Origin of the sequence: Neobacillus sp. PS3-34 (assembly GCF_030915465.1) — a bacterium.
Taxonomy (GTDB): domain Bacteria; phylum Bacillota; class Bacilli; order Bacillales; family Cytobacillaceae; genus Neobacillus_A.
In genome coordinates this window covers 4,507,102-4,531,269 of record NZ_CP133267.1, presented here as the reverse complement: position 1 = coordinate 4,531,269, position 24,168 = coordinate 4,507,102, and the positions used below count along the sequence as shown (strand labels likewise).

General features: G+C 41.4%; 29 protein-coding genes, 3 pseudogenes and 1 riboswitch. Of the genes and pseudogenes, 20 read left to right on the top strand and 12 right to left on the bottom strand.

The genetic code is table 11. The features are described 5' to 3' along the window. Positions 1 to 31: 31 nt before the first annotated feature. From RCG23_RS23870 to RCG23_RS23820, 11 genes and pseudogenes are all read right to left on the bottom strand, one after another. On the bottom strand, positions 32 to 1,399 hold the full coding sequence (locus tag RCG23_RS23870) for an NCS2 family permease (RefSeq protein ID WP_308177695.1): 1,368 nt from the start codon (positions 1,397 to 1,399) through the stop codon (positions 32 to 34). Between the two features lie 97 nt (positions 1,400 to 1,496). Further along, entirely contained in the window at positions 1,497 to 1,811 is a 315-nt protein-coding gene (locus tag RCG23_RS23865) for an XdhC family protein (RefSeq protein WP_308177694.1), read from the bottom strand. Beyond that, the gene (locus tag RCG23_RS23860; protein WP_308177693.1) at positions 1,777 to 2,277 is read right to left on the bottom strand and encodes an XdhC family protein; all 501 of its coding nucleotides are present in this window, start codon (positions 2,275 to 2,277) and stop codon (positions 1,777 to 1,779) included. The genes RCG23_RS23865 and RCG23_RS23860 overlap by 35 nt, the downstream gene beginning before the upstream one ends. An 89-nt stretch (positions 2,278 to 2,366) precedes the next feature. Next, positions 2,367 to 2,621 (bottom strand): hypothetical protein, encoded by a 255-nt coding sequence (locus RCG23_RS23855; protein WP_308177692.1) that lies wholly within the window; start codon positions 2,619 to 2,621, stop codon positions 2,367 to 2,369. A 4-nt stretch (positions 2,622 to 2,625) separates the two neighbouring features. After that, entirely contained in the window at positions 2,626 to 3,819 is a 1,194-nt protein-coding gene (locus RCG23_RS23850; RefSeq protein ID WP_308180164.1) for a xanthine dehydrogenase family protein molybdopterin-binding subunit, read from the bottom strand. A 6-nt stretch (positions 3,820 to 3,825) separates the two neighbouring features. After that, positions 3,826 to 4,379: pseudogene (locus tag RCG23_RS23845) on the bottom strand (molybdopterin cofactor-binding domain-containing protein); the annotation flags it as partial. Positions 4,380 to 4,404: 25 nt separating this feature from the next. Beyond that, positions 4,405 to 4,929 (bottom strand): xanthine dehydrogenase family protein molybdopterin-binding subunit, encoded by a 525-nt coding sequence (locus tag RCG23_RS23840; protein WP_308177691.1) that lies wholly within the window; start codon positions 4,927 to 4,929, stop codon positions 4,405 to 4,407. Then, positions 4,926 to 5,552 (bottom strand): FAD binding domain-containing protein, encoded by a 627-nt coding sequence (locus RCG23_RS26100; RefSeq protein ID WP_374049871.1) that lies wholly within the window; start codon positions 5,550 to 5,552, stop codon positions 4,926 to 4,928. Before RCG23_RS26100 ends, RCG23_RS23840 begins: the two co-directional genes overlap by 4 nt. Beyond that, on the bottom strand, positions 5,498 to 5,800 hold the full coding sequence (locus RCG23_RS26095) for an FAD binding domain-containing protein (protein ID WP_374049788.1): 303 nt from the start codon (positions 5,798 to 5,800) through the stop codon (positions 5,498 to 5,500). Before RCG23_RS26095 ends, RCG23_RS26100 begins: the two co-directional genes overlap by 55 nt. A gap of 16 nt (positions 5,801 to 5,816) precedes the next feature. Then, a complete protein-coding gene (locus tag RCG23_RS23825; protein ID WP_308177690.1) occupies positions 5,817 to 6,404 on the bottom strand; it encodes a nucleotidyltransferase family protein in 588 nt (195 codons plus the stop codon). Then, the gene (locus RCG23_RS23820) at positions 6,404 to 6,892 is read right to left on the bottom strand and encodes a (2Fe-2S)-binding protein (RefSeq protein WP_308177689.1); all 489 of its coding nucleotides are present in this window, start codon (positions 6,890 to 6,892) and stop codon (positions 6,404 to 6,406) included. The genes RCG23_RS23825 and RCG23_RS23820 overlap by 1 nt, the downstream gene beginning before the upstream one ends. Positions 6,893 to 7,077: 185 nt before the next feature. Further along, positions 7,078 to 7,176: riboswitch (purine riboswitch) on the bottom strand. A 162-nt stretch (positions 7,177 to 7,338) separates the two neighbouring features. Between RCG23_RS23820 and RCG23_RS23815 the strand changes: the two genes are divergently transcribed. The 20 genes and pseudogenes from RCG23_RS23815 (at position 7,339) to RCG23_RS23720 (ending at position 22,776) form a co-directional block, all read left to right on the top strand. Further along, positions 7,339 to 7,698: a Na-translocating system protein MpsC family protein gene (locus tag RCG23_RS23815; protein ID WP_308177688.1), complete on the top strand. Its 360-nt coding sequence runs from the start codon at positions 7,339 to 7,341 to the stop codon at positions 7,696 to 7,698. A 239-nt stretch (positions 7,699 to 7,937) separates the two neighbouring features. Next, positions 7,938 to 9,266: a nucleobase:cation symporter-2 family protein gene (locus tag RCG23_RS23810; protein ID WP_308177687.1), complete on the top strand. Its 1,329-nt coding sequence runs from the start codon at positions 7,938 to 7,940 to the stop codon at positions 9,264 to 9,266. A 109-nt stretch (positions 9,267 to 9,375) separates the two neighbouring features. After that, on the top strand, positions 9,376 to 9,753 hold the full coding sequence (locus RCG23_RS23805) for an amidohydrolase family protein (protein WP_308177686.1): 378 nt from the start codon (positions 9,376 to 9,378) through the stop codon (positions 9,751 to 9,753). Further along, positions 9,750 to 10,850, top strand: a complete 1,101-nt coding sequence (locus RCG23_RS23800; protein WP_308177685.1) for a dihydroorotase — start codon at positions 9,750 to 9,752, stop codon at positions 10,848 to 10,850. Before RCG23_RS23805 ends, RCG23_RS23800 begins: the two co-directional genes overlap by 4 nt. Before the next feature lie 11 nt (positions 10,851 to 10,861). Further along, a complete protein-coding gene (locus RCG23_RS23795) occupies positions 10,862 to 11,452 on the top strand; it encodes a cysteine hydrolase family protein (RefSeq protein ID WP_308177684.1) in 591 nt (196 codons plus the stop codon). A gap of 37 nt (positions 11,453 to 11,489) precedes the next feature. Further along, positions 11,490 to 12,065 carry a UbiX family flavin prenyltransferase gene (locus tag RCG23_RS23790; RefSeq protein WP_308177683.1) on the top strand — a complete coding sequence of 192 codons (576 nt, stop codon included), beginning with the start codon at positions 11,490 to 11,492 and terminating at the stop codon, positions 12,063 to 12,065. After that, entirely contained in the window at positions 12,031 to 12,348 is a 318-nt protein-coding gene (locus RCG23_RS23785) for a UbiD family decarboxylase domain-containing protein (RefSeq protein WP_308177682.1), read from the top strand. Before RCG23_RS23790 ends, RCG23_RS23785 begins: the two co-directional genes overlap by 35 nt. Before the next feature lie 14 nt (positions 12,349 to 12,362). Further along, positions 12,363 to 13,367, top strand: coding sequence for a UbiD family decarboxylase (locus RCG23_RS23780; protein ID WP_308177681.1), 1,005 nt, complete (start codon positions 12,363 to 12,365; stop codon positions 13,365 to 13,367). Positions 13,368 to 13,609: 242 nt separating this feature from the next. Then, on the top strand, positions 13,610 to 13,873 hold the full coding sequence (locus RCG23_RS23775) for a BMC domain-containing protein (protein ID WP_308177680.1): 264 nt from the start codon (positions 13,610 to 13,612) through the stop codon (positions 13,871 to 13,873). A 16-nt stretch (positions 13,874 to 13,889) separates the two neighbouring features. Further along, a complete protein-coding gene (locus RCG23_RS23770) occupies positions 13,890 to 14,855 on the top strand; it encodes a hypothetical protein (protein WP_308177679.1) in 966 nt (321 codons plus the stop codon). A gap of 53 nt (positions 14,856 to 14,908) precedes the next feature. Further along, the gene (locus RCG23_RS23765; protein WP_374049787.1) at positions 14,909 to 15,241 is read left to right on the top strand and encodes a BMC domain-containing protein; all 333 of its coding nucleotides are present in this window, start codon (positions 14,909 to 14,911) and stop codon (positions 15,239 to 15,241) included. A 129-nt stretch (positions 15,242 to 15,370) separates the two neighbouring features. Next, a pseudogene (locus RCG23_RS23760) lies at positions 15,371 to 15,654 on the top strand (BMC domain-containing protein). 2 nt (positions 15,655 to 15,656) lie between these two features. After that, positions 15,657 to 16,394 carry a hypothetical protein gene (locus RCG23_RS23755; protein ID WP_308177678.1) on the top strand — a complete coding sequence of 246 codons (738 nt, stop codon included), beginning with the start codon at positions 15,657 to 15,659 and terminating at the stop codon, positions 16,392 to 16,394. 13 nt (positions 16,395 to 16,407) lie between these two features. Continuing rightward, the gene (locus RCG23_RS23750; protein ID WP_308177677.1) at positions 16,408 to 16,686 is read left to right on the top strand and encodes a EutN/CcmL family microcompartment protein; all 279 of its coding nucleotides are present in this window, start codon (positions 16,408 to 16,410) and stop codon (positions 16,684 to 16,686) included. Positions 16,687 to 16,689: 3 nt separating this feature from the next. Continuing rightward, a complete protein-coding gene (gene ade / locus RCG23_RS23745) occupies positions 16,690 to 18,498 on the top strand; it encodes an adenine deaminase (protein ID WP_308177676.1) in 1,809 nt (602 codons plus the stop codon). 41 nt (positions 18,499 to 18,539) lie between these two features. Then, positions 18,540 to 19,223, top strand: coding sequence for a cyclase family protein (locus RCG23_RS23740; RefSeq protein WP_308177675.1), 684 nt, complete (start codon positions 18,540 to 18,542; stop codon positions 19,221 to 19,223). Between the two features lie 18 nt (positions 19,224 to 19,241). Next, entirely contained in the window at positions 19,242 to 19,862 is a 621-nt protein-coding gene (locus RCG23_RS23735; RefSeq protein ID WP_308177674.1) for a DUF1989 domain-containing protein, read from the top strand. Continuing rightward, positions 19,859 to 21,001, top strand: a complete 1,143-nt coding sequence (locus RCG23_RS23730; protein ID WP_308177673.1) for a M20 family metallopeptidase — start codon at positions 19,859 to 19,861, stop codon at positions 20,999 to 21,001. The genes RCG23_RS23735 and RCG23_RS23730 overlap by 4 nt, the downstream gene beginning before the upstream one ends. A 14-nt stretch (positions 21,002 to 21,015) precedes the next feature. Then, positions 21,016 to 22,352, top strand: a pseudogene (locus tag RCG23_RS23725) (5'-deoxyadenosine deaminase). 175 nt (positions 22,353 to 22,527) lie between these two features. Beyond that, positions 22,528 to 22,776, top strand: a complete 249-nt coding sequence (locus RCG23_RS23720; RefSeq protein ID WP_308177672.1) for a hypothetical protein — start codon at positions 22,528 to 22,530, stop codon at positions 22,774 to 22,776. A gap of 50 nt (positions 22,777 to 22,826) precedes the next feature. Here the strand turns inward: RCG23_RS23720 and RCG23_RS23715 are convergent, their stop codons facing one another. Then, positions 22,827 to 23,999: a glycoside hydrolase family 18 protein gene (locus RCG23_RS23715; protein WP_308177671.1), complete on the bottom strand. Its 1,173-nt coding sequence runs from the start codon at positions 23,997 to 23,999 to the stop codon at positions 22,827 to 22,829. Positions 24,000 to 24,168 lie beyond the last annotated feature (169 nt).

Here is a 24,168-nt window from a genome sequence, read left to right as displayed (position 1 = left end):
CCCGCCTTTCAGAAATGAAACAGTGCTAGAATTAATGGCCGCCCATAATAAAGTTTATGATGAAAGCAGCGCTGACAAAATACATAATCCAATGGATCTGATCTTTTTTTCCTGTAAACAGCTTCAATAGTGTATAGGAGATGAAACCAAATGCAAGGCCTTGGGCAATACTGAATGTTAGCGGCATCAGCACAATCGTTAAGAAAACGGGAATCACATCGGTAAAATCATCGAAACTAATATGTTTGATTTCAGTAAGCATTAACGCTCCGACAAGGATTAGAATAGGGGCTGTGGCGACAGAAGGGATGAAGTATATTAATGGAGCGAAAATTAAGGTTAAGAAGAATAAAACTCCGACTGTAAGAGCAGTTAACCCGGTCCTGCCGCCTTCGGAGATCCCGGTGGCATTCTCTACATAGGCATTTAGCGCGGTGCTGCCCAAAGATGCACTGACGATCGTTCCTACGGCATCGGCCTGTAACGCTCGGTCCAGATTATGGATTTTTCCATTTTCATCTGATAGGCCAGCTTTCTTGGATAAACCAATCAAAGTCGCTAAATTATCGAACATTTCAACAATGGTAAAGGAAAAGATGATGGAAAGGATTCCGTATTTAACCGCTCCCATAATATCCATTGCTAAAAAAGTATCTGACAAGCTTGGAAGCGAGAATGAGACAACGTCACCCATCGCTTTTGGATGTCCGATAAACCCTACAATCATAGCCAAAATACTTGTTCCAAGGATACTAATTAAAAGGGAACCTTTAACGCGTTTTGCCATTAATAATGCAGCAACAATTAGACCAAAAATCGCGAGAAGGGGACCTTTGCTTGTAAGATCACCTAAGCCTACAAAAGTAGCTTTATTTGCAACAACGAGCTCTGCATTTTTTAGGCCGATAAAAGCAATGAACAATCCTATGCCAACCGCGATGGCTGATTTTAATATATTGGGTACCCCGTCAACAATTTTTTGGCGGACACCGGTGATGGTCAATAATAAGAACACGATCCCTGAAATGAAAACAGCACCAAGGGCAGTTTGCCAAGATAATCCATGCCCGAGAACCACTGTATAGGCAAAAAACGCGTTTAAACCCATCCCAGGAGCAACAGCTACGGGGAAATTTGCCCAAAGAGCCATTAATAATGTACAAAAAACGCTCGCATAAATCGTTGCAGCCAATGCAGCTTCTTTTGGAATACCGGCATCGTGTAAAATAATCGGATTAACAAAAATAATGTAGCTCATTGTCAAAAAAGAAGTTAATCCGGCGAGGATTTCAGTTTTTGTGTTCGTTTTGCGTTCGGAAAGCTTAAATAATTTTTCCAATAAACCTGAGTTGGAGGGGGACGGGAGACCTGTTCCTAAATCTTTCCCAATCATGGACATTCGATTCACTCCTAACATAGATTTAACAATTGAAAGACACTTACAATCCCGAAATACAGAAAGTGGCACTATTTATTCTTTGGTCTTAAAAGAAGATTTACAGAGGTTCTATAAAAACATCCATAATGCCACCACAAATACCTCCATCTTCGTAGAAAAGTCCTTTTGTAAGATCTACACGCTGCTTTAATGGAAGATTTGAATGAATAACTTCAAAAGCTTTTTCTATCACTAATGCTTCCCCGCACCCTCCGCCAATGGTTCCTTCAATTCTTCCACAGGGATAAACGATCATCCTGCTGCCTGTTTTCCGTGGCGTTGATCCTTTTGTTCGAATAATGGTCGCGAGTGCTGCTTTTTCACCTCCTTTCCGGATTTCATTTGTACGCATTATAAGGTGCAGCTGTTCCATTTTTTACCCCCTCATGGAATCCCAGCTTCGCGTATTTTCTAACTTTAGTGCTCAGGGAATTCCCGGACTTTTGATTTTTAACTTTTAATATTTCTGCAAGTATACTGACTGCAATTTCAGCTGGGGTCTCAGCACCAATATCTAGTCCAACAGGGGTAAAGAGATGATTAAAGCTTTCATTTGGAAAATCTATTCTTAATTCCTCGAATACTCCCGAAATTCGTCTTCTGCTGCCAATCATTCCAATGTACGCTGCTTTTTCATCACGTTTTAAAAGCTCTCTCAGGCTTAAAACATCGTATTTATGGCCTCTGGTAAGAAGGAGAATATAGGTGTGTTCGGATAGTACAACCTCGCTAAAGTAATCTAGATAGGATCGGCAAACCACTTCGTCGGCAGTGGGAAAACGTTCTCTATTTGCAAATTCAGGCCGATCATCAATGACCGTTACAAAAAAACCAAGCATTTTCCCCATTTGTGCCACAGGCTCACAAACATGGCCTGCACCGGCAACAATTAAGTGGAGAGGAGCAGGGAAGTACTCCGCAAAACATTCTATTTCATTTTCATTCCAAGAGAACGAATACGTTCCAGACCTTTTTTCATTAAAAACATTTTACAGATTTCCATTAATTCGCTCCACATGAGTTGTGGAAAAGGAGATTCAGTGTAAAAATCCCCATTAGGCCATACTAGAGCTTTTACACCAACCCATTGAATTTCCGGATGGTCGGTAATGGTCAGGAGAAACGTTTCTTTTTGTTCAGTTAGTGACTCAACAAGCTTTTCGTACAGAGCAGAATTCATCATATTATCACCTTGATGATTGGACTTCTTGTTTTTTAAGCATTTTCAATGCGTTAAATATTCTTTCAGGTGTGGCTGGAAGATGATATAACCGGGCACCGGTGGCATCATAAATCGCAGACATGATGGCAGCAATGATCGGAATCATCACTACTTCTCCGATACCTTTTGCACCGAATGGTCCTGATTGTTCAATCGCATCTTCGACAGGAAATGTTTCAATAATCGGTGTTTCGCGAATGGTCGGGATAATATAATCCGTGAAATTTCGAGTTTTATGGTATCCATTTTCAATTAATACATCTTCATACAGTGTATAGCCCATCCCCATGACAGCGCCGCCTTCTGTTTGCCCTTCAAGCCCTTGTGGATTAATGACCTTCCCGGCATCCGGAATGGACACAACACGGAGCACCTCTGTTTCACCTGTTAACGTATCAACTTCAACCATGACAACATGTGTTAAGTACCCGTACATATGGTGGGGAGCGCCTCCGGATCCTTTTATCTCTTCTTTTTCTTTCGGAAGGATAAAATGGCCTTCAACTCTGGTTTTTCGGTGATGCTGATAAAGATAATCAAAAATCGATTTATAGGTAAGCTGCTGACCATTCGAGCTAATATGGTTAGGTGCCATTTCAATATTTGTGACAGGTATCTGAAGTATTTCGGAGGCTGTTTCTATTAAAAGCTTCACCATATTAGGTGCTGCAGTAGCAACCGCTCTTCCTCCAGTATAAGTCGAACGGGAGGCAGTAACAGTTCCGCCATCAAGTGTGCGGGAGGTGTCTCCCTGAACTACTTTAATATTATTGATATCACAATTAAGGATTTCAGCTGCGACCTGGGCATAAACGGTGCTGTTTCCGCCGCCGATTTCTTCACATCCTACAGCGACCAGAAATCTTCCATCCGGAAGAAGTTCGATTGAAGCAGCCCCATAATCAGGTAATCCAATTCCCATTCCGATACCATGGAAGGAGGTTGCCAGAGACACACCTCTTTTTTTCCATGGCTCACTGACTTCTGCTTTATATTTCTCACGGTTTTTCCAAAGGTCGCAATTTTCTGCTGTCTCAAGTGTTTTAAAGGTACCGACACTTGATTTAATAACATGTCCGATGCTGGAAACATCTCCATGATGATAGACGTTTTTCTTTCTGATTTCGACAGGGTCGAGCCCAAGCTTTTCTGCAATCATATCCATATGGGTTTCAATTCCCATGCAAACCTGGTTGACTCCAAATCCTCTAAAAGCTCCAGATATGCCATTGTTAGTAAAAACACAAAATCCTTCCAGGTTAACATTTGGTATTTTATACGGCCGCAGGAATGTTCTATTGCAAGTGCCACAACTTCTCCTCCAAGCGAAGCATACGCACCTGTATCTGCAACTGCTCTGACCTGATTTGCTAGTAAGGTACCGTCTTTTTTAACAGCTGTTTTCATATAAACCTTGAATGGATGCCTTTTGATTCCAGCAATAACTGATTCTTCACGGCTGTAATGAATTTTCACTGGGCGACCATTCGTATGCATGGCAAGTAAAGCGAGGTAAATTTGGACTGTAATTTCATCTTTTCCTCCAAAAGCCCCTCCAATTGGACTTGAAATGACTCGGATTCGCTCCGGGTTATAGGCAAGTGCACGCGCAATTTGCATCCGGTCACGATAAGCATATTGTCCTGGACAGCGAATCGTGATGAAACCATCTTCATCCATTTCACCCCAGCCGCCTTCCGTTTCGATAAAAGCATGCATCTGGCGAGGGGAATAGAACGTATTTTCAACAATAAGATCTGCTTCTTTGAAGCGCCTTCTCAACATCACCGTTTTTGATTTTTATATGGCTGTGAATATTCCCATCATGGTGAAGTTTCAAAGCAGATGCAGACATCGCCTGTTCAGCATCCGAGATAACCTCAAGCGGCTCATAATCCACCTCGATTAATTCAAGCGCCAGCTCGGCAATTTCCTGCGATTCCGCAGCAACCAATGCAACGGCATCACCAGTACATCGAACCACATTGGAGCATAAAACTGGCTGATCAGGTACAACAATCCCAAAACCATTGAATCCAGGAATATCTTTATGGGTAAGCACGCAAACCACACCAGGCAGCAGCATTGCCTTGGCTGTATCGATAGATTTAATTTTGGCATGCGCATATTTTGAGCGAAGTACTTTTCCCCAAACCATATTTTCAAAATGGTAATCGGTCATGTATTTTAATTCGCCGGTTACTTTTTCAGGCCCATCAATCCTTCTGACTCGTTTTCCAACCCAATTTAAGCTCTGGCTATCATTCATCTGTTTTCCCACCTCCTCATTAGACGGTAGAGCCCGCGTTCCAGCAGGGCACTTGCCATATCTCTTCTGTATGTAGCGGTTGCTCTAACATCCGTAATCGGCATGACTTCTTTCCAGGCAATTTTTGCGATATTTTGGATCAGTTCTTCCGTCAGGCAGTTATTGGAAAGCAACGCTTCACATTTTCTTGCTCGAATAATCGTTGGTGCAACCGAGCCATAGGCAACTTTTGCTCCAAGGCATTGACGGCCTTGATCCATAATTAACGAAATTGCGACATTAACAATTGAAATGGACTGCGCTTTTCGGGGACCGAGTTTTTGGAAAATCCCAATTTCATTTTCACCCTGTGGCTGAATGATAATTTTTGTTATCATTTCATTTTGTTTTAAGACGGTTTTTCCCGGTCCGTTAAAGAACTCCTCGATTGGAACCAGCCGTGTAGAGTCAATAGAACTAAGCTCAATTACAGCGTTTAGAACATATAATGCCGGAATGGTATCCCCGGCAGGTGATGCGGTGCCGATATTTCCGCCAATTGTCCCCATATTTTGCATCTGGGTTGCACCTACTTCACGAGCTGCTTCGACAAGAACGTCGGCCTTTTTTGAAGCAGGGGAGATTTGACAATGTCTGTATGCGTGGTCAACGGTCCGATATGAATAGCGCCTTCTTTTTCAGTTATATAGCGCAGTTCTTGTAAACCTTTTATGTTAACCCAAACCTTTGGCCGCCATTTGCCTTCTTTCATTCGAACCACTGCATCCGTGCCGCCAGCAATTAATCTGTAATCACTTCCGAATTTTGAGATTAAGGTGAGGCATTCTGTGATTGAGGCGGGAGAGACCATATCAATTTCAGTCACTAGCATGAATTGACCTCCTAAGTTAGTTTCTTACTATTTTTTCATAGTCTTCGTAGGTATTAAGATTAAGCAGAATGCCAGAATTGGGTACCGGTACCTCACGAACGTTGTGTTTGTACTTTTGAAAAATACCACGGAGCCCCTTTGTTTCTTCAGTGATAGAGAGGAGTTCACCCAACATACGCTCTGAAAAAAGAACGGGGTGACCTCTTTTTTCTTTATAAACTGGGACGGCAATCTGGGCATTGCTGTTTTGAAGTGATTCTGCGAGTCTATTAATTATTTCAGGATTTGTTGGCTGGTCGACTGCTGTGATGAGTATGGGGAGGGAAACTTTCTCGATAGCCTGCAGACCGCAAAGGATGGAGGAGCATTTACCAGAAAGAAAATGTTGATTATATACGATCTTAACAGGATAATTTTTTGCGATTCTATTAAAAAGTTCAGCCTGGAATCCCAGAACTACGATAATCTCATCTAACCAAGCTATTTTTTTTAATACCTTCAGCTGGTGCTCAAATAGTGTGGTTCCGTGCCATGGAAGCAATCCTTTTAAGCTGCCCATTCGGGTGGATCTTCCTGCAGCAAGTAGAATTGCTGAACCGCCCATTAGAGTGAAGCACTTTCTAGTTGTATTTTTCTTTTTGCTGCTGATTCAACTGCTTTTATTATTTTGGAGTATCCCGTACAGCGGCAAAGGTTTCCTCCCAATGCAGTTTTTATTTCATCAACAGAAGGTAAATGATTAATTTCATTCAGGAAGGCCTTTGCGGAAACAATTATTCCCGGTGTGCAATAGCCGCATTGTGTGGCTCCCTCTGCAACAAAGGCTTCCTGAACAATATCCATATTTGATGTTAGTCCCACGCCTTCACACGTCAAAATTTCCTGTTTTTCAATTTGGCCAGCAAGGATCAGGCATGAACAGACGACTTCCTTGTTTAAGAGGACAGAGCAGGATCCGCACTCACCCTTGCCGCAGCATTCTTTGCTTGCCGTCAGATTCAGGTCATCTCTTAATACATCCAAAAGAGTTTTAGTAGGTGGGCATTTAACAGAACAGGCTACACCGTTAACCGTAAAATGAATAGTTTTCATGATAATATTTTTACCTCCTTAAACATGAATCTCTTAAAAAGAAAAGCTTATTTTGTAAAAGATGGTCGAATCAATTAAAGATTTTGGTATCTATTGTTGAATGCATTTACATGAGGACATTTGTGTAAGAAAATTAGATTAATAAACGAATAACGATAAAAAATCCCATACAAAAAGGTTTTTAACAGATAGAAAAACCTTTTCGTAGATAGGAATTTACGGTTCCTGGTAGAAACCCTCAAACCAATTATTGAGGTTATACGAAAGTAAAAAGTTATTCAATTTCTAAACCCGAGAAGGGAAGCAGTAATAAATTTCCATAAAAGCGGGGGAGTTGATTTGTAGTGTAATTGCCGCTCTAATATTTTGTCAAGTCTAAATTTTCAGAAAATAGTATTGACTGAAAGGTTTGTTTTTAATAATATAGTGACTAACAGGAGGAAAATATGTCCACTATTTATTCTCAATTCCATCCTGCTTTGAAAAAAAGCCTTGCCCAGTTATACAATCGGGTAAACCAGGAGATTTATGGTGTAGGGGTTAAAAAACAGCGTATTGAATGCCTTGACGACAGAGTGATGATCTTTGCACAGCATAAACGTGTGCAAGCATTGCAAATGCTCAGCAGAAACTTTCAGACCCTGACAATTTCGGTTGATTCAGCATTAATTGTTGAATTTAAATCATTGTTAAAGGGGTACATTGAAGATGCATTGCTCATTAAAGTTAAAACAATTTTAAAAGATTATGATCCTGTTACCGAAGAAGCCTGTACAATTATTTACTTTGAAGATTTATTAAACTAACGACGTGTTTCAGGGAGAGTTGCGCAAGGCGCAATTGTCTTAATCTTATATGAAAGCGGTTACGTTAACTCTTGTTTAACGAGAGTTTTGTGAAACCGCAGCAATAGACCATCTTATTTTGAGATGCCTTCTATTGCTGCGGTTTTTTTTATTCCAATTTAGGAGGTGATATAAACACGCTAATTTTGCTCGTTTAATTGCAAAAGCTGCTCAAAGGAAAAAACCGGGAGGGGAAGTCTTTGGAAAAGCTAAATCCTTGGAAATTATGGACATTGGGTTTTCAGCATGTACTGGCCATGTATGCTGGTGCTGTAATCGTGCCTTTGATTGTGGGACCTGCGATAGGACTTAATGCACAACAGCTGGCTTACTTGATTTCAATTGATTTATTTACATGTGGTATCGCGACCTTGCTGCAGGTAGTCGGTGGAAGGCACTTTGGCATAAAATTGCCGGTTATTTTGGGATGTACCTTCACAGCTGTAGGGCCAATGATCGCAATCGGGAAGCTGCAGGGGATGACGGCGATTTATGGTGCCATTATTGTTTCCGGGATTATTGTCATGATTCTAGCTCAGTTTATGAGTAAAATTATGCATTTTTTCCCGTCTGTTGTAACTGGGTCAGTCGTTGCGATTATCGGGGTTTCTTTGATTCCCGTTGCTATGAATAACGCAGCAGGAGGGTTGGGTTCTCCGGACTTCGGCAGCTTGCAAAACCTCTCTCTAGCAACCATTACTTTACTGCTGATCATTTTAATGAACCGCTTTTTAAAAGGATATTTGAGAGCGATATCAGTATTGCTTTCGTTGGTGGCAGGAACTGCAGTCGCATCTTTCATGGGAATGGTAAACTTCGACCAGGTTTCCCATGCTTCATGGTTTCATATAGTTCAGCCATTCTATTTCGGTTTCCCTACCTTTAATTTCTCCGCTATTCTCACTATGACACTTGTAGCTATTGTCAGCATGATTGAATCAACCGGTGTGTTTCTTGCACTCGGAGATGTCTGTGAAAGAAAAATTGAATCCAATGATATAAAAAAGGGACTCCGTGCTGAAGGCCTTGCCGTGGCTATCGGCGGAATCTTTAACGCGTTTCCATATACATCTTTCTCACAAAACGTTGGACTTGTCGCACTAACAAAAGTAAAGACAAGAAATGTTGTCATTACAGCTGGAGTTATCTTAATGATCCTTGGTCTTTTGCCAAAGGTTGCAGCCTTAACGACAATCATTCCAATGCCGGTATTGGGTGGTGCGATGATTCCTATGTTTGGAATGGTCATTTCCTCCGGTGTAAGAATGCTTTCAGTAGTTGACTTCACAAAGAATGAAAATTTACTGATTGTGGCTTGTTCAGTAGGAATCGGACTCGGCGCTGCGGTCGTCCCTGCCATTTTTACACACCTTCCAACCAGCATCCGGTTATTGGTAGAAAATGGAATCGTTTTAGGAAGTTTAACGGCAATTTTGTTGAATTTGGTATTTAATCATAAAGATTTAAATATAAGTGAAAGTGAAAGAATTGAACAGCTCAAAAGTGAACATACAACTGAGGCGTTTTAATAGCTGAAAGTCGGACTAGTTCATCTAGAGTGCCTGAGCTGTTTAATTGAAAACTGCTTCATTCCAAAGGAGTGAAGCAGAAATATACTAATAGATAGGAGTAAAAAAAATGGATCTAATTTTGAAAAACGCAAACATTCCACAAGGGGATCGTCAAGTGCTGACGAACATCCTTGTAAATAACGGGAAAATCGTGGGGTACACAAATGATATTAGCTTTTTAACAGCTAATAGAGTGATAGATGTAGAGGGAAAACTTGTTGTGCCAGGCTGTATTGACCCACATACACACTTTATGGATCCAGGTTTTACGCACAGGGAAACATTTGCAACTGGAAGCCGTTCAGCCATCAAAGGAGGATTAACAACCATCATTGATATGCCTTGCTGCAGCAAGCCGTCTGTTCGCGATGGTGATAGCTTTAACAAGAAAATCGGCCTATCCGTGACCAGGCATATGTTGACTATTGTTTCTGGGGCGGGATGACAGGCGAAGATGCACGTGAAGGCTGGATTGATAACATTTATCCGCAAATTGATGAAGGGGTTGTTGCCTTCAAAGTCTATATGACTCCTTCGGTACCTACATTCCCTAAGGTTTCAGATGGTGAAATGCTTGAAATATTCACGAAGGTGGCCAAAACAGGGATGCCAATCGGAGTACATGCAGAGAATTTCGATATCTGCACTTTTTACTCTAAAAAACTGGAGAAAGAAGGACGTTTGGATGGCCCTGCCTGGGCAGAAGCCCGTTCAGTACTTGCGGAAAAAGTTGCAATTGAATTAATCATCAGCTTCGCGGAAGCTACAGATGCACGAGTCCATGTGGTTCATATGACTACAAAAGAAGGGGCAGAGCTTGTTAAGGCAGCTAAAAAACGCGGAGTAAAAGTAACAGCTGAAACCTGCCATCATTATCTGGTTCTTAATGCTAAGGATTCCATGAGCGAGAGGGGATCATTTGCCAAAATTGCTCCTCCTCTGAGAGGAAAAGAGGATAATGCTGCACATTGGCAGGCGCTGGCTGACGGAACAATTGATTTTGTAGGGACAGACCATGCGCCTTACGAGATTGCGACAGAAAAAGATTATCCAGGAGCTACCATCTGGAATACCTTCCCAGGAATTCCGGGAGTAGAAACAATGGTCCCAATCCTTGTCAGTGAAGGTCTAAATAAAGGCCGTTTGTCACTATCAAGATTTGTGGAAGTAACAAGCCGGAATGCGGCAATCCATTATGGAATTTATCCGAAGAAAGGTTCAATGGAAATTGGAGCAGATGCAGACTTCACGATCATTGACCTTGATAAGGAATATGTTATAGATGAACAACAGACAGAATCAATGGCAAAATATAATCCTTTACATGGAATGGAATTAAAAGGTGGGCCAGTACAAACGATCATCCGTGGAAAAGTTGTTTACGATGAAAAAGCGGGTGGTGTTGTTGGCCAGGCAGGATATGGTGAATATGTACCACGCCAAAGCATCCAACGCCTGGAAAGAACATTCAAATATGAAAAATATAGTGAACAAAAAGCAGAGGTAAAGACAGAAGTAGTTGAAAAAGAATTAATAAAGTGAGGGTGAATTCGATGGAGTTAAGAGGAAAGAAGCATTGTGTTGTAGTCATCGATATGCTAAATGATTTTATCGGAGAAAAAGCCGCGCTTCGCTGTGAAAATGGCGAAAAAATCGTCCCTAAAATCAAAGAGCTGGTGGATTTTGCCCATGATCATAATATCCAGGTGGCTTTTATCCAGGAAGCACACAGAAAAAATGACCGTGATTTCAGGGTAAGGCCTGTACATGCAATTAAAGGCACATGGGGATCCGAATTTATTCCTGAACTGCAGCCTGATGAAAGCAAAGGAGATTATATCGTCCAGAAGAGACGGCATAGTGCATTCAGCTATACTGACTTTGATTTATTTTTACGGGAAGAGGAAATTGATACTGTAGTGCTTACGGGTGTCTGGACAAATGTTTGCGTCCGCAGCACAGCTTCAGATGCACTTTATCATGGCTACAATGTCATTTGTCTTTCAGATGGTACGGCATCCCAGGATGATTCCATGCATGTATCCGGCTTAAGGGATATCGATATTTTCGGAGATATCATGTCCACAGAAGAATACAAAGAAGCAGCAAAAAATAAATTCTCCCATGACGAACAGGTTGTCTAAACCTATCCAGCCTTTAGAAAGAAAAAAGAGAATACTAGTGGGTATTACAGGGGCAAGCGGATCATTGTATGCTTATACATTGATCCGCGCTCTTCATCAATTAGGTGTTGAAACGCATTTAATTGCAACGGACATGGGAGAAAAAGTTATGCAATTTGAATGCGGAGTAAAGCTTGCAGATCTTAAGGAATATGCCACTATTCACAGTAATCGAAACTTGTTTGCTTCCATTGCCAGCGGATCATTCCTGACAGATGGGATGGTTATTGTCCCATGCTCGATGAATACCCTAGGGGCAATTGCAAATGGAGTTGGTGACACTCTGTTAAGCAGGTCAGCAAGTGTAGTGTTAAAAGAAAGAAGAAATTTTATCATTGTGCCAAGAGAAGCACCCTTTCATTTGATACATCTTCGTAATATGACCAGGCTTGCGGAATCAGGGCCTGTATCATGCCTGCTTCTCCCGGATTTTATCACAAGCCAACAGAAATTTGGGAGCTTGCCAACTTTATGGTGGCTCGCATCCTGGATATGCTTGGGATTGATCATAAGTTGTTGGAAAGATGGGGGGAAAAGGAATGAACCCTGTAACGATGAGGGCGTTATTAGATGATTGGGAAAGCAGAGGACTTTTGTACCGAATAAAAAAAGAAGTTGATCCCCGCTATGAGCTAGGAGCGGTTATTAACACAAAAAACGGAAGACAACCCTTCCTTTTTGAAAAGATAAAAGGCTACAGGTCAAGTTTGGCTGCCGGATTAGGTGGAGACAGAGATCTGCTGGCAGACAGCATGGGAATTTCTTCATCAGATTTGCTTCCAAAATTAATTGATTCCATTGTTAATCCTATTCCAACCACTCTAAGGGCTACACGCCGGTTCAGGAAAATTTGGTAACAGGTGACTTTGATTTGGCAGACCTTTTTCCTATTCCAACCTATCATGCAGATGACTCTGGTGCTTATTATGTATCAGGCATCCTGGTTGTAAAGGATTTGTCCGGACGGAAAAGATATACTTCCATCAGGAGAATGCAGTACTTAGGGGGAAATAGGACAAACATTTTAATTACTTCTAATGAATTGAAGGAACAATACGCTCACTTCGAAAAGCTCGGTGAGCCGATGGAAGTGGCCGTTATGTTCGGAATTGTTCCTGCAGTCGTTTTAAGTTCACAAATTAGCACTCATCTCTACCATACAGATAAATTGGACGTTGCAGGGGCTCTTCTTGGACAATCCCTGGATGTGGTTAAATGCAAAACGGTAGATTTGGATGTGCTTGCTGAGGCGGAAATTGTTCTTGAAGGGCGTATGCTACCGCATGAAAGGGAAATGGAAGGTCCATTTGGGGAATTGGCAGGCTACTATGGGTTTCGTTCACCACAGCCGATTGTCGAATTTTCGGCTGTCACCTATCGAAATAATGCAATTTGCCAGACGATTTTTCCATCAAGTGATGAGGAAAAACTTCCAATGGCATTAGTGCGTGAGGCAACATTGTTCAGTACTGTAAGGCAGGTCGTTCCCAACATAAAAGCGGTACATATCCCAATGGGCGGAGTGGCTCGCTATCATGCAGTCATTCAAATTGAGAAAAAGTCAGAGGGTGATGGGAAACAAGCGGCTCTTGCAGCATTTGCGAGCGATAAAGATTTAAAACATGTTGTCGTAGTAAATGACGATGTGGATATATTTGACTCCGACGACATAGAATGGGCTGTGGCAACAAGAGTTCAGGCTTCTGAGGATATTTTTATTGTCCCGGGCGCAAAAGGATCACCTCTAGAGGCGTCCCATAATCTTAAAGGTGTTTCTGACAAAATGGGAATTGATGCAACCTATCCTCTCGGGAAAGAAGAGTTATTTAAAAGAACTTCTATACCGGTTAAAGTGACTCTAGAAGACTATTTATAACGGAATAAACGGTTCAAGGTTAAAAAGATAATAAAGAATATTTTTTTTAAAAGCACAGATGTCTAGCTCCAGCGCCCAACGCCTAGTGTACTTCTCTCTCCTCCTTACGATAAGTCAACATCGAATCGCTATCGCTTTTCGTGTTTCCTTTATCTCGTTCGGAGCGGTCCAGTCCATACGTCGCTGAACGGACGCTTGCGCTTTTCTCCAAGGTATAACCAGCTTTATAGGGGAGGATACCAATGAAAGCAATTGGATTGATTGAAACAAGAGGATTGACAGCTGCAATTGAAGCTCTGGATTCCATGGCTAAAGCAGCTAATGTAAATCTATTGGATTTAAAAAGAGTGGGTTCAGGGCTTGTAACGGTAATAGTAGAGGGCGATGTAGCTGCCGTTACAGCAGCTGTTGAGGTTGGTAAAAAAGCCCATAACATGACCGGAGGAGAACTTGTTTCCTTCAATGTCATTCCCCGCCCGCATACAGAACTCACCAAGATACTATAAAGGAGGTGTATGATGTGTGTCTGAGTTTATGAAAAGTGTTGTTGAAGAAGTGCTGAAACCCCGTCAACACACAAAGGAAAATCCCATCAATAGTGGACAAGGCCTTCAGCAAAGAAAGAGCTCTTCTACAAAATCAGCAAATGTAACGAATCAAGGCATTCCAGGAATACACCGTCCGAATTACCAGAGAGATAAAATTCAAAAAAGACTATCCGTTAAAGCTGATCATGTATTCCGCAATGATGAACAACCCCACATAAAGGTCAATGATTCCACAATAACAAAAGGTTTTTCCGAAGGACCTCTTGCTAAACTGCAAACGATGTCACTTGTACAGGGAAATACTCGTTACAATAGTAACCCTGGCCCGACTGCATCGAAACAAAACCGCCCGAGCGAGGAAAGTAAATTTCTTGGACAAACAACTGATGGTGTCAAAGCCTGGCTTTTCTCCAATCTTGATTCAAGTTTGCATCCTTTCATTCAACGCCCCCTTACAGCTTTTTCAATTGGTGTTATTACTTCAGAAAGATGCACAGTAGGGCAGCTTTTTATCTTAAATGACATCCTAAGGGAGTTTCCGTCAATAAAATATTTTTTAACCTGGGATAAGGGCAGCAAGGAAAAATTTGTTCTTGAGGTATATGAACAGGATTCTGAAAGACTTTCAATGGTAGTAAAAACGTTATATCAAAAACTTTCTCAAAAATCATATAAATCAACACAAATTTTTAAAGTTCAATCACCAAGCCCATGGCTGTCAAAGCAGCTGGAATTAACGACATCTGTTAATGGCGTTGCCGTTATAGAAGGAGTGGACTACTATACCTCCATTCTGCTGATGGATCGTCATTTAAAAAAGGCGAGCGAAACGAATTTTGATTACTTAATAGAAAAGAATTACTTGCTGCTATATGGTAAATTCGAGATTGTTTCTCAAGTGTCAGAAGAACTAAAAAAAGAAGCTGACAGGTTAAATTAATATTTTTGTTTAGGACATTTCAAAACATAGATTGCTTGAGATGGGGGATCCGATTGTATGCACTAGGACTTATTGAAACAGTTGGTTATACAACAGCCGTTTCCGCTGCTGATGCTGCAGTTAAAGCAGCAGATGTAGAAATTGTGGGAATTGAAAAGGTAATAGGTGTAAGCGGCTATCTGGGTGTAACCATCCATTTCAGCGGAGATGTAGCTGCGGTTAAGTCAGCCGTAGATGCCGGAGTAAATGCGGCAGAGCGCATAGGAAGAGTAATTTCGCACCACGTCATTCCAAGAGCCCATAATGAAGTGGCAGGCAAGCTGCTGCCAAGGTTCAAGCTGGAGAAAAACACTTTGCTGCAGGAAGCTGCACCCGAAAACGAATAGGAGATATCAAACGATGACTACTATCATAAATATGTAACAATCCACAATGGTTATACTTGAGAATCATCGTTTTTAAGATGAACGTGGTGGAAAGACGTTTCAATAATTTAATTTTTAGGAGGAACTAAAATGGGTGAATCATTAGGGTTGATTGAAACCAAAGGATTAGTGGGAGCGATTGAAGCAGCAGATGCTATGGTAAAAGCGGCTAACGTGGAAATCTGCGGTTATGAGAAAGTAGGATTTGGACTTGTTACTGTAATGGTAAGAGGAGATGTAGGTGCAGTAAAGGCGCAACTGATGCTGGCGCTGAAGCCGCCAGACGTGTGGGTGAGCTGGTATCTGTCCACGTAATTCCACGACCTCACAGTGAGGTTGAAAGAGCGTTATTATCCAAAACGAATGGTGAATAAAAATGAAAACTGAAAAGCAGAGTGCCATGATGGAACACGCTCTGCAGGAATTGTTTCAGCGCAATAACAGAAGCAGGTCCCAGCTTAAACCATATGTCCTGGCTCTATTAACCTCTCATATGATTGGAATGGAACCGGGATTTTCATACTTAAAAAGGCTCGAAGAAGAGAATATAACCATTCGAATTTCTGCGGAAGAGGAAGTCTTTAGACGGTTTGCCAAAACGGAACTTGTAAAAGCCACCGGCAATGATGACTGGATACCACACACTCATTTGTCTGATAACATCATTCAGGACCTGGATGCGGTGTTGATACCTATCCTCTCTTTTTCAATTGTCTCTGACATCCTGTCATTCAATGAACAACGTCCATTTGTAAGGCTGATTATTGCAGCTTTACTTTCTGGCAAAGAAGTATTTGGGTTAAAAATTGGAGCAGATCCGTATCATCCGCTATGGACATTAGAAGGACTGGATAAAGGAACGGTTTCACTTAAAAGAAAACTAAATGAGCATTTACTTGAGCTTAAGTCACTCGGAATAAAGCTGATTGATGCAGGAAATACTTCCGAATTCAGAATGAGGAAAGCACTGCAAAAAACAGTGGTTACAGACGAGACGATTCGATATATCCATCAGAAAAATCTTTCGAAACTAGCCGTTATGAACGGCACGATTATTACACCTTTGGCTCGAGACACCGCGAAAGAATTAAATATCGCACTGATTATGGAATAAGGAGAAGATTTACATGCATATGGGGATAGTGGTTGGTCGTGTAACGGCAACAAGGAAAGATGAAAACCTGGTAGGCGCCAAGCTATTAATCACACAGCCTATCGGTTTGGATGGTGGTGCTTTACCGAACCCCATTATCACCGTAGATACTGTAGGAGCAGGAATCGGGGAAAAAGTTATTTATGTAACAGGAAGCATGGCGTCGAGGGCTATCAAAAACAAAGATGCCCCAATAGATGCTGCGATCATTGGGATCATTGATAGCTTAGAAGGAACAATGTTGGGGGGATAATCCATGGATGCTATAAAAATTAAAAAAGCAATACAACACCGAAAACTAATTGATGTGCTTTTGGATTCAACTCTTTACGCAGACCTGGTCCTTAAAGGGGGCTATTTTATTAATGTCATTACCCGTGAAATTTATGAAGCGGATGTGGCTGTTAAAGGTGAGTATATTTTAATGGTCGGGGATGCAAGCGATTTAATTGGTCCAAAAACAACTGTGGAAAATGTTAAAGGGAAATTTGTAAGTCCTGGATTTATTGATTCCCATATGCATTTTGAGAGCGCAATGCTGACATGTACTGAATTTTCAAAGCTTTCAATTCCTACGGGCACAACCACCTTAATCGGAGACCCTCATGAAATAGGAAATGTCCTCGGAGTGCAGGGAATGAAGGCGATGATTGAGGAAGCAAAAACCCTGCCGAACCGCATATTATTTACGGTTCCATGCGCCGTTCCGGATGCTCCAGGTTTGGAAACATCCGGCTTTGATGTTTCTGCCAAGGATATGAAGGATCTGCTGACAGATCCCTATGTGCAGGGAATTGGAGAAATCCAAAGCTTTAGCAATATTAAACCGGTGTACGAACACGCACCTGAACTCATTGATGATCTGGTAGCCGCTGTTGCTTATGCGAACAGTATTGGAAAGACTGTCGAAGGAAATGCGCCAGGCTTATTTGGAAAAGAGCTCGCCGCACATATCATAAGCGGCGGAACGCATGTCTCCTGCCATGAAACAACAACAAAGGAGGAGACAGTGGAAAAACTGCGTTATGGTGTCAGTGTGTTTATGCGTGAAGGCTCTTCACAACGCAATATGGCTGAATGTATCCGGGCGATTACTGAAGATGGACTGGATTCACGGCGGGCAATAGTCGTATCAGATGATATGGTACCGGCAGACCTATTAAAATACGGACATATGAATGACATTATCCGGCGGACGATTGCTGAAGGGATTGATCCGGTTGAAGCTATTCAAATGGCCACCATTAATCCCGCGACCCACTTCGGCTTTAAGGATGTAGGAGTAATTTCTCCAGGGAAAAGAGCTGATATTGCAGTCATTAGCGATTTAAATGAAATGAAAATCGACCAGGTTTTTCTTGGAGGCAAAAAGGCAGCCGAAAAAGGGGAGCTAACGATTGAAATCGCTCCTTACATATATCCGGAAAGTGTAAAGAAATCAATTAAAAGGAAACCGGTTAAAAAAGAGGACCTATTAATAAGGGCAACTGGCAGCAGGGCAAGAGTCCGGGCGATTGAAGCGATTCCTGATCAAAATCTGACAGGGGGCAAAGAGTATACCTTAAATGTAGTAGAAGGAATTGTACAGCCATGTTTAAAACAAGACGTTTTGCCAGTGCTTGTAATTGAGCGACATGGCAGAACAGGGAAAATCGGAAAAACCTTTCTGAATGGCTTTGATTTAAAAAGCGGCGCAATTGCAGAAAGCGTTGCTCATGATACACATAATATTATTGTTACCGGAACCAATTATGAGGATATGGTAACTGCAGTGAATCGTGTTATTGCGATGGATGGCGGTATCGCCATGATTAAAGATAGTAGGGTTGTAGGGGACCTGCCGCTCCGAATCGGAGGGTTAATGACCGATGAATTCACAGGCAAAGAGATGAGCGATAAAGTAGAGGAATTATCGAGACTCGCAAAAGACGAACTTGGCTGCGGGATCCATGTTCCTTTTATGCATTTATCTTTTTGGTCACTCGTAACCAGTCCAAAATGGAAAATTACAGATATGGGCTTAATAGATGTGAATAAGTTTGAAATCATACCAACCATTCTCTAAACAGCACAAATGCCTGGACTAGAATAAACAGGAGGGAAACCATGGGAGTAAAGCTTGTTGATTTAACTCAGGAAATATATCAGGGAATGCCGGTATTCCCCCTTCATCAAAAAACAATGATTTTTCCAAATATATCGCATGAAGAAAGCGAGAAACAAATTGGTTTCGGATTTGCCACGAATAATCTGCTTATCAACGAACATGGACCAACGCACAGCGATGCTACGTACGAGTATGACCCACAAGGTAAATATATCGATGAAATGCCGCTCGAATATTTTTATGGGCCGGCTATTTGTTTAGATTTGTCCAGGGTTTCTCCGGAAAGGTTCATTACGAGGCAAGATCTTGAGGAAGCTTTGCGCCGATCCAATCAGCATTTGGATAAAGGCGATATAGTACTCTTATATACAGGGCATTACAATAGGTCCTACGGAACTGAAAAATGGCTTACAACCTATACTGGACTTGATTACAGTGCTGCCAAGTGGCTTGCTGATAGTGGAGTAATAAATATAGGAATCGACGCACCGGCAATCGACCATCCAGAGGACCCGAAGTTTTCCGGGCATCTTGTGTGCAGAGAATATGGGATAACAAATACCGAAAATCTATGTAATCTGGATAAAATCGCAGGAATGCGTTTTCTATACTTTGGGCTTCCGCTTCGGATCAGAAAGGGGACGGGTTCTCCCGTCCGGGCGGTAGCGGTTTTCATTGAATAATAGATGGAAGGTGATTAGGTGGGTGCCGTTAAAATAGAAAGAATTCGCGATGAAATAATCATTCCTCCTTATGAGGGCAGAAGTGCCATGCTGCGCAAAGGTGAAGAGCTGATCATCATTGATATGGAAGGGAAACAGGTTGGTGATTTTGTCTGCTTTAATCATGCCGATCCGGAAGAGCATGTTTCACCTGTTCATATGAGGGCTTCACTTAGCAGCATAAGATTAAAAATCGGAGATTTCCTTTATAGCAACCGCCGACGCCCACTTATGCAGCTCGTAGAGGATACCGTGGGTAAGCATGATTTCTTTTTTCCTGCCTGTGATTACTACCGATACAAAATAGACTTTGATACAGACGATCATCCCAACTGCCATGACAATCTTCAAACAGCATTAAGAAAATATAATATTCACCCAAACAACATTCCAGATCCTATCAATATTTTTATGAACAATGTACTGGATGATATAGGCGATTATGAAATCCATGAACCACTCTCTAAACCGGGGGACTATATAAGGCTTAAAGCTTTAGACGATGTTGTCATAGCTTGTACTACCTGTTCCCAGGACATGGCGCCGGTAAATGGCTTTAAGGTCACGCCGCTAAAAATGCAAATTGTGGAGGCAACATGATGGATGAAGTAAAATTTCTTCAAAATTTGCTCCGCATAAACAGCTCAAACCCTCCAGGAAATGAACATAAAATAACAGAAATTTTTATGGAACGCTGCAAGGAAAAGGGATTGCCCTTCAAGGTAGCCTCACTCGGAGCAAATCGGAGCAATTTTGAGGTAACGCTAAAAGGAACAGGAGAAAAGCACCTTTTTCTATGCGGCCATATGGATACGGTTTCCCCAGGTGAGCAGGAATGGGATTATTCTCCCTTCTCGGGGGAAATTGTTGGTGACAGGGTGTATGGACGAGGTGCCTCTGACATGAAGAGCGGATTGGCTGCGATGTATTTAGCTCTTGAATCCTTATTTTTGGAAAATATTTCACCTCCCGCAAGTGTTACTTTTCTGGCAACTGCCGGGGAAGAAGTGGATAGCTGCGGCGCAAGAGCATTTCTTTTAGAAAATGAAAAAAGGAAAATAGATGCTCTCATAATTGGCGAACCGACAAATGAAAAAATTGTTATTGGCCATAAAGGGGCTCTTTGGCTGGAGATAACCACGTATGGGAAAACAGCTCATGGTTCCATGCCTGAACAGGGAATAAATGCAGTAGACCATATGGTTAAGATCGTAAAGCTGCTTGATATGCTAAGAGCAGAATGGGAAATCGAAACATTGCCGCTTGGGAGAAGCAGTTTGGCTGTAACGATGATAGAAGGCGGAATACAGACCAATGTTATACCCGATAGATGTACCATTCGAGTGGACATCAGATCCGTTCCACCGCAATCACATAATGAGCTAATTAACGACCTGGGTGAGAAGCTAAACGGCCTTGTGGCAATGAATGATATATATAAATTCCGGGTTACCAAGATACTAGACCGCCCTTCAATCCTGACCTCTCCTTCAAAAAACCTTATCCAGGATGCACTTTCACTTAAAGGGAATGATGGCTCTGATTGCTTTGGAGTTTCTTATTATACCGATGCAGCAGTTCTCAATCCGCTAAGCGAAATTCCGACCTTAATTTATGGGCAGGGCAATGAAAAGCTGGCCCATCAGCCAAACGAATGGGTGAGCGTGTCTTGCTATAAAAGATCAATCGAATTTTATAAAAATTTGATATTAGCATACGAAAATAAAGATCGTCTTTAGGAAGGAGAGATGCAATGAGCAGTTTACTAATTAAAAATGCTGAAATCATTACAATGAACGCTCAGGAAGAAATCCTCTTAGGTGATATTTATATTGAGAATGACAGAATTATAGAAATTGGCCACACCTAATGCATGCTGCAGATAAAGTGATAAACGCATTAGGACGTACCATTATCCCTGGATTTATACAGACCCATATCCACTTATGCCAGGCATTGTTTCGTGGCCAGGCTGATGACCTTGAATTAATGGACTGGTTAAAGCAAAAAATCTGGCCGCTGGAAGCTTCCCATGATGAGGAGTCAATTTACTATTCTGCGATGCTCGGGATCGGTGAATTAATACAAAGCGGAACCACTACAGTCGTTGATATGGAAACGGTTAACCACACGGAATCGGCATTTAAGGCCATTGCTGAAAGTGGAATACGTGCTCTTGCCGGAAAAGTTATGATGGATAAAGGGGAAGAGGTACCTATCCCGCTTAGGGAGAAGACTTCTGATTCAATTCAACAAAGTATAGACCTGCTGGAAAAATGGAATAACCGTGATAACGGCCGAATCCAATATGCGTTTTGTCCCCGGTTTGTTGTTTCCTGTACGGAAGAGCTGCTAATAAATGTTCGGGACCTTTCATCCGCTTACAATGTCAGGGTCCACACACATGCATCCGAAAATATTAACGAAATCATGCTGGTTGAAAAGGAACATGGGGTGCGGAATGTCGTTTACTTAGACAGCATTGGTCTTGCAAATGAAAGATTGATACTGGCCCATTGTGTTTGGCTAGATGAAGAAGAAAAAAGAATTATTAAAAAGCGGGGAATAAAAGTAAGCCATTGCCCAGGTTCGAATCTGAAGCTTGCATCCGGAGTAGCAGAAATTCCGTCTCTTTTGAATACACAAGCTTTTGTAAGTCTTGGGGCGGATGGAGCTCCTTGCAACAATAACCTTGATATGTTTAATGAAATGAGGCTTGCTGCAATTATCCAAAAGCCAATACATGGTCCAACAGCCATGGATGCGAGAACAGTTTTTCGCATGGCAACTATAGGGGGAGCAAGGGCAGTTGGGCTGGAGCATGAGATCGGCAGCATTGAACCGGGAAAAAAAGCAGACCTCGCCATTTTGAATTTAAATGATTTTCATGTTTATCCCTCATTTGAGATTGATCCCATTTCAAGAATTGTTTATTCTGCAACGAGAGCAGATGTCGAATCCACGATTATTAACGGTAAACTGGTTATGGAAAATCGAAAATTAAATACAGTCGATAAGGCGATTGTATTAAAAGAAGCAAACCATTCAATAAAACGGTTGTTAAAAAGAGTGGAAAAAATCGCTTATTAAAAATCTATCTATAATATTTCTTTAGAATGTCCTATGCAGGGGGAGAATTCCCCTGTATTTTTTAAGTTTTTGGGAATTTATGCAAAGTTTTTATAACAATGAAGGAAATTTATGTATGCATTAAAAGAAGGGAGGAACACTATAAGAAATATTTTCAAATAAGGAGACAGAACTTATGGCTATCGATTTAGGAACCAAGTATCAAATTTCTCAAGCAGTTAAAGGCAATTTCAATTCTGCGGAGTCTTTAACTGTGACTAGCAATGATGGAAGTATTGTACAATTCACACTTGGAGAGGGAAAGGGCCGAGGCGCCATGCCCATTCAACATCTTGACTACTTATTAAAAAGGTCAAATCTTACTATTCTGCCAAATAAACGATCCTTAATAACTCCCGACCATAATGAGGAACAAATTGGTTAAAAAAATGGGAATGCTTATTCAGCATACCCAAATTAATAAACACATTTCGACTACCTTTTAGCATCAGTGTAAAAACGTTCTTTGTTCCTATCCGAACTTTTCAATACATTAGAAATTGTAGCTGTTACACTGCCTTGCCCTGTTGCATCCAGACCGGTTTCCCAGAGCATCATCCCGCCAAACCCGTGATCCAGTGCAAGCTTCGTTTTCCTTTGCATAGTTAGCTGACTATTGTAATGGTAGGTTGTACCGTTCATCGCGACCGTGTCATGCCCAGCGTTAGCAGGATTATTATGGAGGATAGCTGCATAGGATACCTGCTTAATGGCAGGATTATCCGGCTGGCCGTATAATGGAACTCCCAGAACAAGTTTTTCTTTAGGCAATTTATAGTTTTCAAAAAGATGATCCCAATAGTTTACTATTTTTTCAGTAAACGGGTAGGGAGACAAATTGGATGCATTATACCCTCCATCCCATTGGCCGTCGTAAGCCATAATATTTACATGGTCTACATATTGAAACATTTCCGGTTTATAGACAACAAAGTGAATTTCTGTTTTGGTCACACTATGAATTTTCGGATGAACTGCAATCGACAATTCTTTCTTTTTTGCATGAAGCCTTGAACTTAATGATTTAATGAAAATATCCAGGTTCTCGGCATCAGCTTGTGAGCGTGGATGTTCAAAGTCGATATCAATGCCATCCAGTTTTTCACGTTCTGTGATATTGACAAGTCCCCTAATCAGTTTGGCCCTGGCAGAAGGATTGGTAATGGCAGCTTTGAAGTATGGATAAGATTCTCCGCCTTGTATATGATACCACCCGCCAACGGCGAGCATGATTTTTGTGTTTTGCTGATGTGCTTTTGCTGTCATGGCCTTAAGATTATCTACAGCCATTTTTCCATTTAATAAAACCCTTCCATCCTTAGCAGGGTGGGCAAATGAAAAAATTACATGTGTCAGCTTCGAGTAATCTACCACTGACGGGTTTCGAAAATCCTGTACATATCCAATAAGCACTTTTGATTTTGCAGGCTTAGGGATTTGCTTAGGTTCAGGTTTTGTTTCCGATTTGGGCATCGGATTTATTTCTAACCTTGTTTTATGTGAACTTTCTTTATGGGTACTTTTCTCAGAGTAAATAACCCCGATAAAAAATCCTCCCAATAAGGTAATGACGATTACCAATGAAAGAAGGAGATTGCGTTTTACCATAAGATGCTTTCCTCCTCTTAATCATTTACCTATAAAATTATATCAAAATAACAAGCGTCCTTGTTGTGGTAATATCAACCTATCTATTTATCTAATACAAGGGAATTTTTCTTTAAGGAAAAATAGGCGAATTAAAAGCTTTTTTTAGAAGAATCCATGATAATGAAAA

Excerpts from the sequence above, each read along its gene's own strand:
- RCG23_RS23870 (WP_308177695.1), bottom strand. The coding sequence starts at position 1,399 with ATGTCCATGATTGGGAAAGATTTAGGAACAGGTCTCCCGTCCCCCTCC.
- RCG23_RS23865 (WP_308177694.1), bottom strand. The coding sequence starts at position 1,811 with ATGGAACAGCTGCACCTTATAATGCGTACAAATGAAATCCGGAAAGGA.
- RCG23_RS23860 (WP_308177693.1), bottom strand. The coding sequence starts at position 2,277 with ATGCTTGGTTTTTTTGTAACGGTCATTGATGATCGGCCTGAATTTGCA.
- RCG23_RS23855 (WP_308177692.1), bottom strand. The coding sequence starts at position 2,621 with ATGATGAATTCTGCTCTGTACGAAAAGCTTGTTGAGTCACTAACTGAA.
- RCG23_RS23850 (WP_308180164.1), bottom strand. The coding sequence starts at position 3,819 with ATGATTGCAGAAAAGCTTGGGCTCGACCCTGTCGAAATCAGAAAGAAA.
- RCG23_RS23840 (WP_308177691.1), bottom strand. The coding sequence starts at position 4,929 with ATGAATGATAGCCAGAGCTTAAATTGGGTTGGAAAACGAGTCAGAAGG.
- RCG23_RS26095 (WP_374049788.1), bottom strand. The coding sequence starts at position 5,800 with ATGCTAGTGACTGAAATTGATATGGTCTCTCCCGCCTCAATCACAGAA.
- RCG23_RS23825 (WP_308177690.1), bottom strand. The coding sequence starts at position 6,404 with ATGGGCGGTTCAGCAATTCTACTTGCTGCAGGAAGATCCACCCGAATG.
- RCG23_RS23820 (WP_308177689.1), bottom strand. The coding sequence starts at position 6,892 with ATGAAAACTATTCATTTTACGGTTAACGGTGTAGCCTGTTCTGTTAAA.
- RCG23_RS23815 (WP_308177688.1), top strand. The coding sequence starts at position 7,339 with ATGTCCACTATTTATTCTCAATTCCATCCTGCTTTGAAAAAAAGCCTT.
- RCG23_RS23805 (WP_308177686.1), top strand. The coding sequence starts at position 9,376 with ATGGATCTAATTTTGAAAAACGCAAACATTCCACAAGGGGATCGTCAA.
- RCG23_RS23800 (WP_308177685.1), top strand. The coding sequence starts at position 9,750 with ATGACAGGCGAAGATGCACGTGAAGGCTGGATTGATAACATTTATCCG.
- RCG23_RS23795 (WP_308177684.1), top strand. The coding sequence starts at position 10,862 with ATGGAGTTAAGAGGAAAGAAGCATTGTGTTGTAGTCATCGATATGCTA.
- RCG23_RS23785 (WP_308177682.1), top strand. The coding sequence starts at position 12,031 with ATGAACCCTGTAACGATGAGGGCGTTATTAGATGATTGGGAAAGCAGA.
- RCG23_RS23775 (WP_308177680.1), top strand. The coding sequence starts at position 13,610 with ATGAAAGCAATTGGATTGATTGAAACAAGAGGATTGACAGCTGCAATT.
- RCG23_RS23755 (WP_308177678.1), top strand. The coding sequence starts at position 15,657 with ATGAAAACTGAAAAGCAGAGTGCCATGATGGAACACGCTCTGCAGGAA.
- RCG23_RS23750 (WP_308177677.1), top strand. The coding sequence starts at position 16,408 with ATGCATATGGGGATAGTGGTTGGTCGTGTAACGGCAACAAGGAAAGAT.
- ade (WP_308177676.1), top strand. The coding sequence starts at position 16,690 with ATGGATGCTATAAAAATTAAAAAAGCAATACAACACCGAAAACTAATT.
- RCG23_RS23740 (WP_308177675.1), top strand. The coding sequence starts at position 18,540 with ATGGGAGTAAAGCTTGTTGATTTAACTCAGGAAATATATCAGGGAATG.
- RCG23_RS23730 (WP_308177673.1), top strand. The coding sequence starts at position 19,859 with ATGATGGATGAAGTAAAATTTCTTCAAAATTTGCTCCGCATAAACAGC.
- RCG23_RS23720 (WP_308177672.1), top strand. The coding sequence starts at position 22,528 with ATGGCTATCGATTTAGGAACCAAGTATCAAATTTCTCAAGCAGTTAAA.
- RCG23_RS23715 (WP_308177671.1), bottom strand. The coding sequence starts at position 23,999 with ATGGTAAAACGCAATCTCCTTCTTTCATTGGTAATCGTCATTACCTTA.